Origin of the sequence: Nocardia sp. NPDC051052, assembly GCF_044456045.1 — a bacterium.
Lineage (GTDB): Bacteria > Actinomycetota > Actinomycetes > Mycobacteriales > Mycobacteriaceae > Nocardia.
This window is the reverse complement of sequence record NZ_JBITFL010000007.1, coordinates 222,814-236,228: the sequence shown is the minus strand read 5'-3', so window position 1 is coordinate 236,228 and position 13,415 is coordinate 222,814. Positions and strand designations below refer to the sequence as shown.

Sequence of the window (13,415 nt, the reverse complement as noted above, 5' to 3'; positions counted from 1 at the left end):
TTAGGAAATGTCCGTTCTGAACTGGGGATTGGTGCGCTGCGGCCGGGATCACACCGGTCGTTAACCGCGATAACGGAGTTGTAACGGTCTGTTCACCGACTAGGGCCAGGATTACGAGGTATGACTCGGAGGCAAGTGATCGGTTGGGTAGCTCTGCTTACCTCGGTGCTTGCCGGGGCCGAGTTGCTCGATCGGGTGAATTTTCCCGCGCCGCAGATGATTCTCGCGATCGTCGTCGGCGGCGCCCTCGCATTGGCCGGAAAGTTGCCCGCGCCGATGCCCCGGCAGCTGTCGTGCGGCGTGCAGTCCATGCTCGGTGTGCTGATGGGCAGCTATCTGGAGATCTCGTTGCTGTCGAGTATCGGGCTGGCGTTGATCCCGGTGCTCGCGGTGACGGTGGCGACCCTGTTGATCAGCTTGGTGGTCGCGGTGGTGTTCGCCCGCTTCGCCCACGTGGAACTGCCGACCGCGACGCTCGGCCTGCTGGCGGGCGGTTCCGCGGCGGTGGTGGCGGTGGCCGACGATATGGACGCCGATCCACGCCAGGTGGCGTTCATGCAGTACCTGCGGGTCGCGCTGGTCGCCGTGAGCGCACCCGCCCTCGGCGCGCTGCTGAACAACAGCGGCGACAGCCTGAGTAGCGGGCACGCGACGTTGGGCGCCTCGGTCACCAATCCTGATCTGCCGTTCTGGATGATCGTCGGGCGCGGCGACCAGGTCGCCGGTTTGTCCATCGCGATCATGCTCTGCGTCGTCGGCACCAAGCTCGGCAAGCGGCTCGGCCTGCCGAGCCCGGCGCTGATCGGGCCGATGCTGATGACCGCGGTGCTCACCGCCCTCGGCGTCAGCCACGGGTACGCGCCGACGAACCTGTTCAAGGACCTGCTGTTCGTGCTCATCGGCTTCGAGGTCGGCACCCGCTTCACCAGAACCGTTGTCCGCGAGATGGCACGGATGATCCCCGGCATGACGGTCACCATCGTCGCGCTGTCCGCCATCGTCGCGGGCCTCGCCTTCGCGGTCGCCACCTTCGTCGACCTCGAGCTGTCCGACATCTACCTGGCCACCACGCCGGGCGGCATCAACGCCGTGCTGGCCACCGCCGAGTCGATGGACGCCAACCTGCCGCTGATCACCTGCGTGCAGAGCATGCGCCTGCTGCTGATGGTGCTGATGCTGCCGTTGCTGGCCAAGGGAATGCGGTGGTTCTCGGCGCGGCAATTGTCGATGCGAGAACCCGAGTTAGCGGTCTGACCCGGCCTGCGCGGACAATATCCGGCCGGTGACCGGTTATTGTCCCCATTCGACGTGAAGATTGTCCGTGCAGGCCGACACCAGTGCACCACTACGCTTTCCGAACCGCCCCCACAATCAGATCCGTCCACTCATCCGCCAGCGAGGCGAGCCGATACCACGCCGCGTGCACCCGGACGTCGGAAACTTTCTCGGCGGTATGCAGCAGGTGGCTGGCGTGCGCGTGGGCCGCGGCCATACGATCGATGGTGGCACCGAGGGAGCCGGTACGTAGGTGTTCGGTGCAGCTGCGACGGGGCAGCTGGGTGGCCACCCAGGTATCGATGGCGGCAACCAATTCCGCACGGTGGCAATCTATTCCGGCGGCCGCGAGCGGATTGCCGTGGCGCTGCCGATGCAGGGTGGCCAGCCTGCGGGCCCAGCCGATCAGCGGATGCTCGGCGGTCGTCTCGCCGTCGCGGCTGCCGAAAGCGGCGACCAGCTCGCGTTGATCCGGCAGCGACCGGGCGGTACCTCCGGTGGCGGGCAGCGCGCGATCACGCACGAACATCGCGGGCTCCTAGCGGCCGGTGACTCGTTTCAGCGGCTGACAAGGTCTTCATCGTGCACCTCCGGGTGACGTCAGGCGGGAGGCATTGCCCTGATGCCGAATCCGAGTCAAGGGTGCGCCGCGTACCTCGGCGTGTCGGTGACATCGAGATGGCACAGCGATGACAGGTCGTAACAATCTTCTCCTCATCGCGGTGGGACGGGTGGTGAGGAAGACCGACCAGTCGGCGGTGGCCGGAATCGAGAGTACGGCCTCTGGTAACGGATCGGACGAGCGGTCGCGCCGAAAGCCGCAATGTGGCAAATTATCTGCAAATGGAAGGTTCGAGTTATGCGGCCGGGGTATAACCGGCGTTGAAGCAGCCTCGGCAAACCGCCCTGGCTTAATCGGATAGCGAAGGGATGGGCATGTACACCTCCAGTTTGGCTATCGATTTCCAGAAGGGGTTCTCGGACGCGTGGAGTTCGGTGGCCACGTTCGTGCCCAAGCTCGCCGGATTCATCGTCATCCTGCTCATCGGCTGGATCGTCGCGAAGGTCGTTTCGACGATCGTGGACAAGGTGCTCGACCGGCTCGGCTTCGACCGCCTCGTCGAGCGCGGCGGCCTCAAGCAGATGATGTCGCGCAGCCGCTACGACGCCTCCGACCTGCTGGCGAAGCTCGCCTACTACGCGATCCTGTTGATCGCCCTGCAGCTCGGCTTCGGCGTCTTCGGCCCGAACCCGGTGAGCGATCTGCTCGACGGCATCGTCTCCTGGCTGCCGAAGGCCGCGGTCGCGATCATCATCGTGGTGATCGCCGGTGCGATCGCCTCCGCGGTGCGTGACCTGGTCGGCAACATGCTCGGCGGCCTGTCCTACGGCGCGATGATCGGCCGGATCGCCGCGGTGTTCATCTGGGGTGTCGGCATCGTCGCCGCGCTGAACCAGATCGGGGTGGCCATGTCGGTCACCATGCCGATCCTGATCACCGTGCTCGCCACCATCGGCGGCATCCTGGTGGTCGGCGTCGGCGGCGGCATGGTTCGGCCGATGCAGCAGCGCTGGGAGAACTGGCTGAGCGGGCTGGAAGAGGAGATGCCCGCGGTCAAGGGGCACGCCGAGGCGTACTCGCGCGGCCGGGAAGATGCCTCGCGTGAGCAGCTATGGATGGATCAGCAGGCCTCGCGCGGCCAGCACGCGCAGCAGTGGGATCAGGGCGCGATGCAGGGTGGCGGCTCGTACGAGCAGTCCGGCGAGTACATGGGCTACCGCGACCCGGGCGAGCGCAGCTAGGCAACGAACAAACGCGTCCGCCGTGGGCTATGGCCTGCGGCGGACGCGTCGTGTCAGGGGCTCAGGCGAGCTGCTGGGACGGGTGCAGGCACACACTCGCCAGGCGCAGCTGGAGCCAGTCGGCATTCGCCCAGCTGCCGAGATCGTCCGGCGCCGCACTGGTCATGCCGTGGTCGGCCGCGGCCTCGCGCACGTGATCGAGCAGGCCACGCGCGTAACCCGCGAGCAGCACGCTCATCGGCACCCGCGCGGCACCTTCGACGCCGAGCTCGAGGATGTCGCGCACGGCGGCCGCGTGCTGATCCAGCGCCGCCGACAGCGCGGGCAGTTCCGCCGCCGCGGCGAGCGCCGGTACCCCGTGCGTCTTGTGCAGGCGGGTCAATATCTTGCGCGCCGACACTTCGAGCAACGCGGGGCCGAGCAGAAACATGTTCCTATGCTAGCAATCGGCGAGTCTTTATAGAACTGTGACGCTTGACCCAGTCTGTTTCGCCGGAAAAGTGCGGTCCAGCAAACACTCCGCACGAAAACCATTGCTAGAGAACCGGTTCGCCAAACCTGAGTGGATAAATGCGACCGTTCGGTATTTATTACCACTCGCTCGACTTTTGACGGCAGCGAACCGATTCGCCTGGACGGGTCCGCTGTTACCTGAACGCGTTGGCATCGGTCAGCGCGCGGCCGAGCACCAGCTGATGCACCTCCGCCGTGCCCTCGTAGGTGAGCACCGACTCCAGGTTGTTCGCATGGCGCAGCACCGGATAGTCCAGCGTGATGCCGTTGGCGCCGAGGATGGTGCGGCACTCGCGGGCGATCGCGATGGCCTCCCTGGTGCTGTTCAACTTGCCTGCGCTCACCTGTTCGGGCGTCACCACACCACGGTCCTTCAGCCGGCCGAGGTGCAGCGCGAGCAGCTGGCCCTTGCCGAACTCCAGCGCCATGTCCGCGAGCTTCGCCTGGGTCAGCTGGTATCCGGCCAGCGGCTTGTCGAACACCTCGCGGGTGCGCGCGTATTCGATGGTCGAGGCCAGGCAGTCGCGGGCCGCGCCGAGCGCGCCGAAGATGATGCCGAACCGCGCCTCGCTCAGACAGGCCAGCGGCGACGCGAGCCCGCGCGACTCCGGCAGCACGGCATCGGCGGGCAGCCGGACATCGTCGAAGTCCAGCTCGGCGGTCACCGAGGCGCGCAGCGACAGCTTGCGATGCATCTCGCGCGCGCTGAACCCCGGCGTCCCGGCGGGCACCAGGAAGCCGCGGATCACCTGCCTGCCCTCGTCCTCGGTCTGCGCCCAGACCACCGCGATGTCGGCCACCGAACCGTTGGTGATCCACATCTTCGAGCCGTTGAGCACCCAGTCGGTGCCGTCGCGCTTGGCCCTGGTTCGCATGCCGCCGGGGTTGGAGCCGAAATCGGGTTCGGTGAGACCGAAGCAGCCGAGCGCGCGGCCCGCCGCCATCTCCGGCAGCCACTGCTGCTTCTGCTCCTCCGAGCCGTACTTGTGGATCGCGGTCATCGCCAGCGAACCCTGCACCGACACCATGCTGCGCACGCCGGAATCGACGGCCTCCAGTTCCTGGCAGGCCAGGCCGTACATCGTCGCCGACATGCCCGCGCAGCCGTAGCCCTCGAGATGCATGCCGAGCAGTCCGACCTCGCCCAGCTGCGGCGCGAGTTCGCGGGCCGGGAAGGTGCCCTCCTCGAACCAGTCCGCGATGTGCGGTCGCAAGCGTTGATTCGCGAAGGTCGCGACGGCATCGCGGATCTCGCGCTCATCGTCGGACAGCAGGGAGTCGATCGCGAACAGTTCTTCCACAGTCACCATGCGCTAAGCGTAATTGGGAGGGCGCCGGTGATATCGGGGTCTTCGGAGGTACTCGTCATAATATTTCCGGTCTACCCGCCCTAGCTGCGTAACTACGTCGGAACGGGGATGGGATCGTCCGCAGCGTATCCATCTGGTACTACCGGGGGGTTGCCCGGAGATCGCCCCTGATTAGGCTGAGGCCATGAGCGATCTGGGGTTCTCGACACGTGCCGTCCACGCGGGATTCGATCCCGACCCGCAGACCGGTGCGGTCAACGTGCCCATCTACGCGAGTTCGACGTTCGCCCAGGACGGAGTCGGCGGTCTGCGTGGCGGTTTCGAGTACGCCCGCACCGGCAATCCGACCAGGTCCGCGCTGGAAGCGAACCTCGCCGCGCTCGAGTCCGGCAGCTACGGCCGGGCGTTCGCGTCGGGCATGGCCGCCACCGACTGTGCCATTCGCGCGGTGCTGCGCCCCGGTGACCACATCGTCATCCCGGACGACGCGTACGGCGGCACCTTCCGCCTGATCGACAAGGTGTTCAGCCAGTGGGGCATCGAGCATTCGCCCGCCCACGTGTTCGACGTGGACGAGATGCGCGCGGCGATCCGGCCGAACACCAAGCTGGTGTGGGTGGAGACCCCGACCAACCCGCTGCTGAGCATCGGCGACATCCCGGCGCTCGCCGATATCGCGCACGGCGCGGGCGCGAAGCTGGTGGTGGACAACACCTTCGCCACCCCGTACCTGCAGCAGCCGCTGCTGCTCGGCGCGGACATCGTCACGCACTCGACCACCAAGTACCTCGGCGGGCACTCCGATGTGGTCGGCGGCGCGCTGATCACCAACGACCCCGAACTCGACGCGGCGTTCGCCTTCCTGCAGAACGGCGCGGGCGCGGTGCCCGGCCCGTTCGACGCGTTCCTCACCATGCGCGGCACCAAAACCCTTGCCGTGCGGATGGATCGGCACTGCGACAACGCGGAGACCCTGGCCGAATTCCTCTCCAGGCATCCGGCCATCTCCCAGGTGATCTACCCCGGCCTGCCGGAGCACCCCGGCCACGCGGTCGCCGCCAAGCAGATGCGCCGGTTCGGCGGGATGATCTCGGTGCGGCTGCACGGCGGTCCGCACGCGGCCCGCGACTTCTGCTCGCGCACCAAGGTTTTCACCCTCGCCGAGTCGCTGGGCGGGGTGGAATCGCTGATCGAGCATCCGGCCGCGATGACGCACGCGTCCACCGAGGGCTCCGTGCTCGAGGTCCCCGCGGATCTGGTGCGACTCTCGGTCGGTATCGAGGACGCCGCGGATCTGCTCGCCGATATCGAGCAGGCGCTCGGCTAGGACCCGCACAGATGACGAAACGGCCGCACCTCGGATTCGGGTGCGGCCGTTCGTGTCTCAGGGGAACAGATCGACCGGGTCGCGGGAGACCACGGCCGGAAGTATCAGCTGTGGTACGGCTCCGCGCTGACCAGGGTGACCTTCATCGTCTTGCCGTTGGGCAGCGTGTACTCGCGAGTGTCGCCGACCTTGGCGTCGATGAGGGCGCCGCCGAGCGGGGACGCGGGCGAGTAGGTCTCCAGCTTGGAGTCGTTCAGGCCCTCTTCGCGGGTGGCGATGAGGAAGGTCTCGGTGTCGGACTCGTCGCCGTCGTAGTAGACCTTGACGACCGAGCCGGGGAGTGCGACGCCGGACTTGGTCGGCGCGACACCCACCTTGGCGTTGTTCAGCAGTTCCTGGAGCTGGCGGATGCGCGCTTCCTGCTGGCCCTGCTCCTCGCGCGCGGCGTGGTATCCGCCGTTCTCCTTGAGGTCGCCCTCTTCACGGCGTTCGTTGATCTCGGCAGCGATAACGGGACGATTGGCAATGAGCGCGTCGAGTTCGCCCTTGAGCCTGTCGTGCGACTCCGGGGTCAGCCAAGTCACTTGCGTCTCAGTCATCTCGATCACTCCCTAGTAGTTGTTCCCGGCAGGCCGGGATTCCCTGATAACTGCCGCAGTACCCACCCGTGGGGCGGGCACGCACCAGTCGACGGCTAGAGCGATCCTGGGAAGTTCATCGAACCCCGACAGACCCTGGTTCCGGGCAAAGCTCATAATCCGGAACAGATAGCGCTGGCCGCCAATGCAGCAAACACGGCTCCGAACCCCGGAACCGTGTATCAGGCCATTTTAGCATGAATCACAAACGTGCAGGTCGGAGTTAATTTCGAGGAGAAATGGTACGGCAAAACAGGCATATCACCCTGCTCGGAGATAGCCGGGAACCTGCCCGCTGCAGCCGTAAATACTGCTCGACGCTGGTCGAGACGAGGTCTTGACCGTGGTGGTCTGCTCGATCGTGCCGCTGGTAGAGGGCTCGATCAGCACCTCGCGGCGGCCGACCTCGACGCTGTCGCGCGCCATTGCGCGGACGAAACATACCGCAGCCTGTCCAGGGTCCTTGCGGGTGACCTTGATCCGGATGGTCATGGTCGCGTCGTCGACGACGGTGTAGCCGAGCTGCTCGGACTCGATGTCCTTCGGTCCGTACTTCTGGTAGCCGAGGAAGGCGACGCCGCAGCCGAGCAACACCACGACCACGCCGAGGACCGCCGGCAGCCAGCGGCGGTCGACCGGCGGCTTGGTTCCATACCGGTCGGTCGGCCTACTGCTCGTCGCCGGACCCGAGGCGTCGCTTCGATCGGTCACAAGGTCGCTCCCGGGGGGTACGTCGGAACAAAAGTCGGTCGAATGGAACTATAGGGAACGAAGACCCGACACCCGCGAGCGAGAGCGATGGTGAACGAGACGTGAGTGGCCTTCGCCTCATGGCGGTGCATGCCCACCCCGACGACGAATCGAGCAAGGGTGCCGCGACGACCGCCCGGTACGCCGACGAAGGACACGATGTCCTCGTCGTGACACTGACCGGTGGCGAACGTGGCAGCATCCTGAACCCCGCCATGGACACCCCCGGTGTCCTGGACCGGATCAACGAGGTCCGCCGCGAGGAGATGGCCGCCGCGGCGCGCGCGCTCGGCGTGCGCCAGCACTGGCTCGGATTCGTCGATTCCGGTCTGCCGGAGGGTGATCCGCTGCCGCCGCTGCCCGAGGGCAGCTTCGCGGTGATACCGCTGGAGGAGGCCACCGAGGCGCTCGTCCGGGTGGTCCGCGAGTTCAAGCCGCACGTGATGACGACCTACGACGAGCTGGGTGGCTACCCGCACCCCGATCACATTCGTTGCCACGAGGTATCGGTCGCCGCGTACGAGGCGGCGGGCGATCCCGAACGGTTCCCCGACGCGGGCGCGCCGTGGACGCCGCTGAAGCTGTACTACGACCACGGTTTCACGGCCCGGCGGATGGAGATCTTCGCCGAGGAGTACGAGCGGATGGGTGAGCCGTTCCCGCTGCAGGAGTGGCTGGACCGGATGCGCAAGTACGTCCCGGAGCGCGGCGACGTGTTCTCCAGGGTCACCACGCAGATCGACTGCGCCAAGTACTTCCCGCAGCGTGACGACGCCCTGCGCGCGCACGCGACCCAGATCGACCCGAACGGCGCGTTCTTCGCCATTCCGCTGGAGCTGCAGCAGCGGCTCTGGCCGACCGAGGAGTTCGAGCTGGCCAAGACCAGGGTCAAGACGGCGCTGCCGGAGACCGACCTGTTCGCCGGCATCGAAGACGAGCAGCGGTGATGCTGGTTCTGCTCGCGCAAGCCCCCGGCGGCACCCCGACCGGGCCGGAGTTCGGCAAGGCGTCCCCGCTCGGCCTGGTCATCATCTTGATCCTGCTGGCGGGCACGGTGCTGCTGGTGCGTTCGATGAACAAGCACCTCAAGAAGCTGCCCGCGACCTTCGAGCCGGAACATCCGGAACCGGACCAGGAGGCCGACGAGGGGACCGAGCGCGGCATCACCACCCGGCCCGACGAGGCCGAGCCGGACAGCCGGGCCGAAAAGACCTGACTTTCGCAGTTCAGGCTGGGCCGAGCAGATCCCAGCGATTGCCCGCGATATCGCGAAATACCGCGACCCTTCCATAGGGCTCTTTTCTTGGCGCAGTGATGAATTCGACGCCGCACGACACCATTCGGTGGAAAGCGGCGTCGAAATCGTCTACGCGGAGGAAGAATCCGACTCGGCCCGCTGTTTGGTCGCCGATCGCCTCGGCCTGCTCCGCGCCGTCCGCTCGGGCCAGCAGTAGGCCCGTCTGGGCGCCGGGTGGGCGAACGACGACCCAGCGCTTCGGTCGCCCGTCGTTCGTTTGTGCGGGGTAGTCCTCGATCAAGTCGAATCCGAGCGGCCCGGTGAAGAAGGCGATCGCGGGGTCGTAGTCCTCGACAACGAGGGTGCAGAGGTCGATTCGCATGGTCACGACATGATAGGCGACGACCATTGCTCGCGACAGCGGCGCAAATCGGCTGGTTGAACCGGCAACGGTGGCGCGGGCAGGCGGTGTGAATTTCAATCGGAGGTAACAGGTTTAAACGATGCCTGAAGTGGATAAAGATAACGCTACGGGTGCAGCTTAATCGGAAGTGGTTGTCAGCTTCACACCACTGCATAGCGCGCTCTACGGTCACAACGCCGCTAACACAACGGTTTTCAAACGTTCCGGTGCGGCCGTTGCGTGCGCACCGGGCGCATTGCACACTGTAGCGAGCATGCATTCGGCTCGCGCATCCGCTTAATCCAACGGCCACCGAGAAGCACACTGCTGGCAACCTGATTCGCCGCAACCAGCTTTCGTAACGGCCGCCATATGTCGCCCGCCTGTGTTACCAATTCAGCCAGACCGCTCGACCGAAGGAAGCTCATGGAGAACGTGATCGGACAGATCGACCGTGCACTCGATGCGACGAGCGTGATCGTCGCCGCCTTGGACGAGAGCTCCATGGCGGCGCCGACGCCCTGCCGGGAATGGGATGTGCGTGCCGTGCTCAACCACATGGTTGGCAACATGCACTTCTTCGCGGCCGCGCTGAGCGGCACGGATTCCGGCGCCGATCACGAATCCGATTGGCTCGGCGGCGATCCGCAGGGCGCGTACGCGGCGGCGGCGGAGGTGGATCGGGCCGCCTGGCATCGCCCCGACGCGCTGGACAACACCGTGCAGGTGTCGTTCGGCGCGCTGCCCGCGCCGATGGCGGCCCTTGTGCACCTCACCGAACTGGTTGTGCACGGCGTCGACCTCGCGGTCGCCGTCGGCAAGCCCGAGCTGGCCGACGATGAGCTGTGTGGCGAACTTCTCGCCACCATGCAGGCCAGGGGTGGCATCGATAAGTTCCGTGGCCCCGGCGTCTTCGACGCGGAGGTCGCTGTCGGAGAGGGGGAGCCCGCGCATCGCCGGCTGCTCGGTTATGTCGGCCGGGAAGTGCTCGCGCGCACGCCGTAGCGCGGGTTAACGGATCCGCACCACGGACGAGGCTGCGAGCAGCAACAGCTCCCTGTCCGCGATCTGCTGGTAGCCGAGCCGGCCACCGTGGTTGCGATGTAATGCGTGCTGCTCGGCATGCGCCGACGACGTCGCCGCGGTGATATCTTGCGCGGCGTCCGCATTCCGGCGTTTGCTGGTGAATTTGCGCATGGCAATTCAGCCCTTTCGTTCAGCTGCAGGTTTATCCATCCGATTTCCCAGGCACCCACTGTATTTCGGGCACACGAGGGAAACGTATGCCGCACTGTGGGTGCGTATTCATGCGCACCGGAGTTCACGATATGCCACCGTCGACTCACCTATATTCGAGCCGACGGCAGGTAGCTCTACCGGTCGAGCTACCTGATCCGCCGATTCGGTCGAATCGACCGTTGTCCGCGCACCGGGCGCATTGCGAACTGTATCCGGTCGAATTCGACCGGCGCATCTTATTTTTCGGCGACGCGGCGGACCGGGTGGCGCAGGATGGTCTTGATCTGCGCCGCGGGAACCCGGCGCGGGTCGGAGAGATAGATCTCGTGATGGCGGCCGTTCATCGCGAGCCCACCGGCGGTCATGAACGCGTCCATTCTGGCCAGCGTCTCCGGTTCGGTGGCGTACGGACCGATATGCAGCGCCTGGACGGCGTCGCCTTCGGTGAGCCGCTCGAAGGTCGCCCCGTGCCCGGTCGCCGCGGTGACGACCTCCGGCACGCGGATCATCAGCTTCCAGTGCCATTCCGCGCGTGGCACCGTGAGCGGGGGTTCGTCGGACTCCACCCACCACAGCCCCTCCAGCTTCGGCACGACGAAATCGTGCCCGGCGGCTTTGGCGATCTTCTTGGCGCCGTACGCGGTTCGATACAGCGTCTCGACGGCCGTGGTGTATTCCGGGCCTTCGGGAGCTCCTGAACCGGTGACCGTCACGTACCCGTAGGTGCCGAAGGTGCGCAGCGTCGGTTCGGTGGGTGCGTGGTAGTAGTGCTTGTCGGTCTTGGCCAGGTCGAGCTTCATCACTGTTCTCCGTTCGCCTTGTCGGATGGAAGGCCAGCCTGAACGCTCCAGCACCGGGAGAGTCAAGCGATGTGGCAGGTTGGGGAGTCGTGCAGGAGTTCTTTCGGGATGTCGGGGTGCGGGGCTGGGTGCATGCGCAGTGTTTCGACTGCGGTGCGGAGGCCGGGTCAGGTGCCGACGAGCCGGTGGTGCTGGCCTCGGTGGTGAAGGTGCCGCTGGTGCTGGAGTTCGCCCGTCAGGTGGCGGCGGGTCAGCTGGATCCGACCGACCGGGTGCGCGCGGGCGGCACGGATCGCCTCGGCGGGGTCGGCACGGCGGGTTGTCACGACGACGTCGACCTGAGCCTGCGTGACGCCGCGTTCTTCGCCCTCACGTTGAGCGACAACACCGCCGCGGACCTGCTGTTCGACCGGGTCGGCCTGGACAATGTGCGGTCGCTGGTGCGCGAGCTCGGCCTCGAGTCCACCCGGATCGTCGGCGCGCCGCGAAACACAGTGCAGAGCATGGCCGACGACATCGGCGCGCCCGACGCCGCGGAGTTCGCCGCGAGGTTCCCGGCGCTCACCGCCGACGAGGTCCTCGGCACTCGTGCCCTGGATCCGCACCGGACCACCGCGAGCACGCCGCGAGAGATGACCCGCCTGCTCACGCTCATCGGTCAGGATCGCGCCGGTTCCGCCGAGGCGTGCCGGTGGGTCCGGGATCTCATGCGCCAGCAGGTGAATTGGCATCGGCTCGCCGGTGCGTTCCCGCCGGAGGTGCAGGTGTGGGCCAAGACCGGCACGCTGCCCGGGATACGTAACGAGATCGGCGTGCTGGAGTACCCGGACGGAACCCGTTATGCCGTATCGGTTTTCACCAGGGCGGGCACGATTGCCCAACGGCTACCCGAGGTGGATCGTGCCATCGGCGCCGTCGCCGCGCACGCGGTCGGCAGCATCGTGCACGACTGCGCCTCGCCGGTGCCGGGCACCGCCGCGGGCGATGGTGTGCCACCTCTTCGGCTCGCTCGCTGACACCGGCTCATGGCCTGCCGTACACCACATTCCACGGTCGCTGGGACGCGGCCTGAACCTCAGCGGGCCGAGATGCGCCGTCGCCCTGCACAACTCGCACGACCAGCTCGGCGAGTTCGGGGACCAGCGGGTGCGGCGCGGCCGCTGGCCAGGCGAGCGAGAGCCGCCAGCTCAGCATGCCCTCCGGTAGCGGCCGCCAGACCACCCTCGGTTCCTTCTGCGCCACCATGCCCTGATCGAAGGCGACGCCGCGGCCGGAAAGCACCATGCCGAGCACGAATTCGGGATTGCGGGCATGCTGCACCCGCGCGGGTTTGAAGCCGTGCTCCCAGCAGGTGCGCAGCGTCGCGTCGTAGAGTCCCGGCGCGGCCGCCCGCGGGAAGATCACCAGCCCGAGTCCGGCCAGATCGGCGAGGGTGAGCGAAGAACGCACGGCCAGTGGTGAATCGCGCGGCAGCACCACGCCGACGGGCGTGTCCACGGCTGGGCCGAGCTCGAGGCCCACCACGTCGACCGGATGCTGTAGCAGGCCCGCGTCGAGCTGCCGGTCGGCGAGCAGGCGGACCTGCTCGGCGGTGGTCAGCTCCTGCAGATCCACTCGTACGTCCCGACTTTCGAACGAGGTGAGGATCGCGGCGAGCAGCCGCCCCGCCAGTTCCGGCGGCACACCGACCCGCAACGCGTCCATCTCGCCCCGATGCGCCTTGCCGACCAGCGAGGTCGTGCGCTCCCAGCGGGCGAGTAGCTCGCGGGACTCGGCAAGCAGGATCTGGCCTGCCTCGGTGAGCTCGACCCGGCGGCTGTTCCGGTCGAACAGCCGGGCGCCGAGGTCGTGTTCGAGCTTGCGGATGCGTTGACTCAACGGCGGCTGGGCGATGCCGAGCCCGCCCGGGACTGGGGTGGGCTCGAATCGCTGCGCAAGGCGGTCGCCCAAGCCAGCCCCACCAGCAAGTTCGTCACCGTCGACACCTGAGGACCTTCGCCCTCTGAGCCGGCGAATTGCCGCTGTGAGCCGGTGCCGCGGCCACGACGCCGGGCAAAGTAGAGGAGATCGCCTCATACCGGCACAGGGCTGTCCGCGCATACGTTTCTTCTCGCCACCAG

At 66.8% G+C, this 13,415-nt stretch carries 16 protein-coding genes; 7 read left to right on the top strand and 9 right to left on the bottom strand.

Translation table 11 applies throughout. The features are described 5' to 3' along the window. The first annotated feature begins 120 nt into the window (after positions 1–120). Positions 121–1,254: an AbrB family transcriptional regulator gene (locus tag ACIBCN_RS25505; protein WP_396994162.1), complete on the top strand. Its 1,134-nt coding sequence runs from the start codon at positions 121–123 to the stop codon at positions 1,252–1,254. Between the two features lie 91 nt (positions 1,255–1,345). On the opposite strand, the gene ACIBCN_RS25500 is transcribed toward ACIBCN_RS25505, so the two are convergent. Then, positions 1,346–1,804, bottom strand: coding sequence for a DUF4254 domain-containing protein (locus ACIBCN_RS25500; protein WP_396994161.1), 459 nt, complete (start codon positions 1,802–1,804; stop codon positions 1,346–1,348). Between the two features lie 407 nt (positions 1,805–2,211). On the opposite strand from ACIBCN_RS25500, the gene ACIBCN_RS25495 reads away from it, so the two are divergent. Continuing rightward, positions 2,212–3,078 carry a hypothetical protein gene (locus tag ACIBCN_RS25495; RefSeq protein ID WP_396994160.1) on the top strand — a complete coding sequence of 289 codons (867 nt, stop codon included), beginning with the start codon at positions 2,212–2,214 and terminating at the stop codon, positions 3,076–3,078. A 61-nt stretch (positions 3,079–3,139) separates the two neighbouring features. On the opposite strand, the gene ACIBCN_RS25490 is transcribed toward ACIBCN_RS25495, so the two are convergent. Beyond that, on the bottom strand, positions 3,140–3,508 hold the full coding sequence (locus ACIBCN_RS25490) for a DUF6401 family natural product biosynthesis protein (RefSeq protein WP_396994159.1): 369 nt from the start codon (positions 3,506–3,508) through the stop codon (positions 3,140–3,142). Between the two features lie 217 nt (positions 3,509–3,725). Then, entirely contained in the window at positions 3,726–4,901 is a 1,176-nt protein-coding gene (locus ACIBCN_RS25485; RefSeq protein WP_396994158.1) for an acyl-CoA dehydrogenase family protein, read from the bottom strand. A gap of 184 nt (positions 4,902–5,085) precedes the next feature. Between ACIBCN_RS25485 and ACIBCN_RS25480 the strand changes: the two genes are divergently transcribed. Then, a complete protein-coding gene (locus ACIBCN_RS25480; protein ID WP_396994157.1) occupies positions 5,086–6,228 on the top strand; it encodes a cystathionine gamma-synthase in 1,143 nt (380 codons plus the stop codon). 104 nt (positions 6,229–6,332) lie between these two features. Here ACIBCN_RS25480 and greA read toward each other — a convergent pair whose 3' ends face one another. Next, a complete protein-coding gene (gene greA, locus ACIBCN_RS25475; protein ID WP_040738717.1) occupies positions 6,333–6,827 on the bottom strand; it encodes a transcription elongation factor GreA in 495 nt (164 codons plus the stop codon). 300 nt (positions 6,828–7,127) lie between these two features. Next, a complete protein-coding gene (locus ACIBCN_RS25470; RefSeq protein WP_396994156.1) occupies positions 7,128–7,577 on the bottom strand; it encodes a DUF4307 domain-containing protein in 450 nt (149 codons plus the stop codon). Between the two features lie 119 nt (positions 7,578–7,696). On the opposite strand from ACIBCN_RS25470, the gene mca reads away from it, so the two are divergent. Then, complete coding sequence (gene mca, locus ACIBCN_RS25465; RefSeq protein ID WP_396994386.1) at positions 7,697–8,563, top strand: mycothiol conjugate amidase Mca; 867 nt, start codon at positions 7,697–7,699, stop codon at positions 8,561–8,563. Then, positions 8,563–8,832, top strand: a complete 270-nt coding sequence (locus ACIBCN_RS25460) for a hypothetical protein (RefSeq protein ID WP_396994155.1) — start codon at positions 8,563–8,565, stop codon at positions 8,830–8,832. Before mca ends, ACIBCN_RS25460 begins: the two co-directional genes overlap by 1 nt. A gap of 10 nt (positions 8,833–8,842) precedes the next feature. Here ACIBCN_RS25460 and ACIBCN_RS25455 read toward each other — a convergent pair whose 3' ends face one another. Continuing rightward, complete coding sequence (locus tag ACIBCN_RS25455) at positions 8,843–9,235, bottom strand: VOC family protein (protein ID WP_396994385.1); 393 nt, start codon at positions 9,233–9,235, stop codon at positions 8,843–8,845. A 447-nt stretch (positions 9,236–9,682) separates the two neighbouring features. On the opposite strand from ACIBCN_RS25455, the gene ACIBCN_RS25450 reads away from it, so the two are divergent. Continuing rightward, the gene (locus ACIBCN_RS25450; protein ID WP_396994154.1) at positions 9,683–10,261 is read left to right on the top strand and encodes a TIGR03086 family metal-binding protein; all 579 of its coding nucleotides are present in this window, start codon (positions 9,683–9,685) and stop codon (positions 10,259–10,261) included. Between the two features lie 6 nt (positions 10,262–10,267). Here ACIBCN_RS25450 and ACIBCN_RS25445 read toward each other — a convergent pair whose 3' ends face one another. Next, on the bottom strand, positions 10,268–10,453 hold the full coding sequence (locus ACIBCN_RS25445) for a hypothetical protein (RefSeq protein ID WP_396994153.1): 186 nt from the start codon (positions 10,451–10,453) through the stop codon (positions 10,268–10,270). A 278-nt stretch (positions 10,454–10,731) separates the two neighbouring features. Beyond that, entirely contained in the window at positions 10,732–11,295 is a 564-nt protein-coding gene (locus ACIBCN_RS25440; RefSeq protein WP_396994152.1) for a GyrI-like domain-containing protein, read from the bottom strand. Positions 11,296–11,366: 71 nt separating this feature from the next. Between ACIBCN_RS25440 and ACIBCN_RS25435 the strand changes: the two genes are divergently transcribed. After that, positions 11,367–12,311: a serine hydrolase gene (locus tag ACIBCN_RS25435; protein WP_396994151.1), complete on the top strand. Its 945-nt coding sequence runs from the start codon at positions 11,367–11,369 to the stop codon at positions 12,309–12,311. Positions 12,312–12,318: 7 nt separating this feature from the next. Here ACIBCN_RS25435 and ACIBCN_RS25430 read toward each other — a convergent pair whose 3' ends face one another. After that, positions 12,319–13,245, bottom strand: a complete 927-nt coding sequence (locus tag ACIBCN_RS25430; protein ID WP_396994150.1) for a LysR family transcriptional regulator — start codon at positions 13,243–13,245, stop codon at positions 12,319–12,321. Positions 13,246–13,415: the final 170 nt, after the last annotated feature.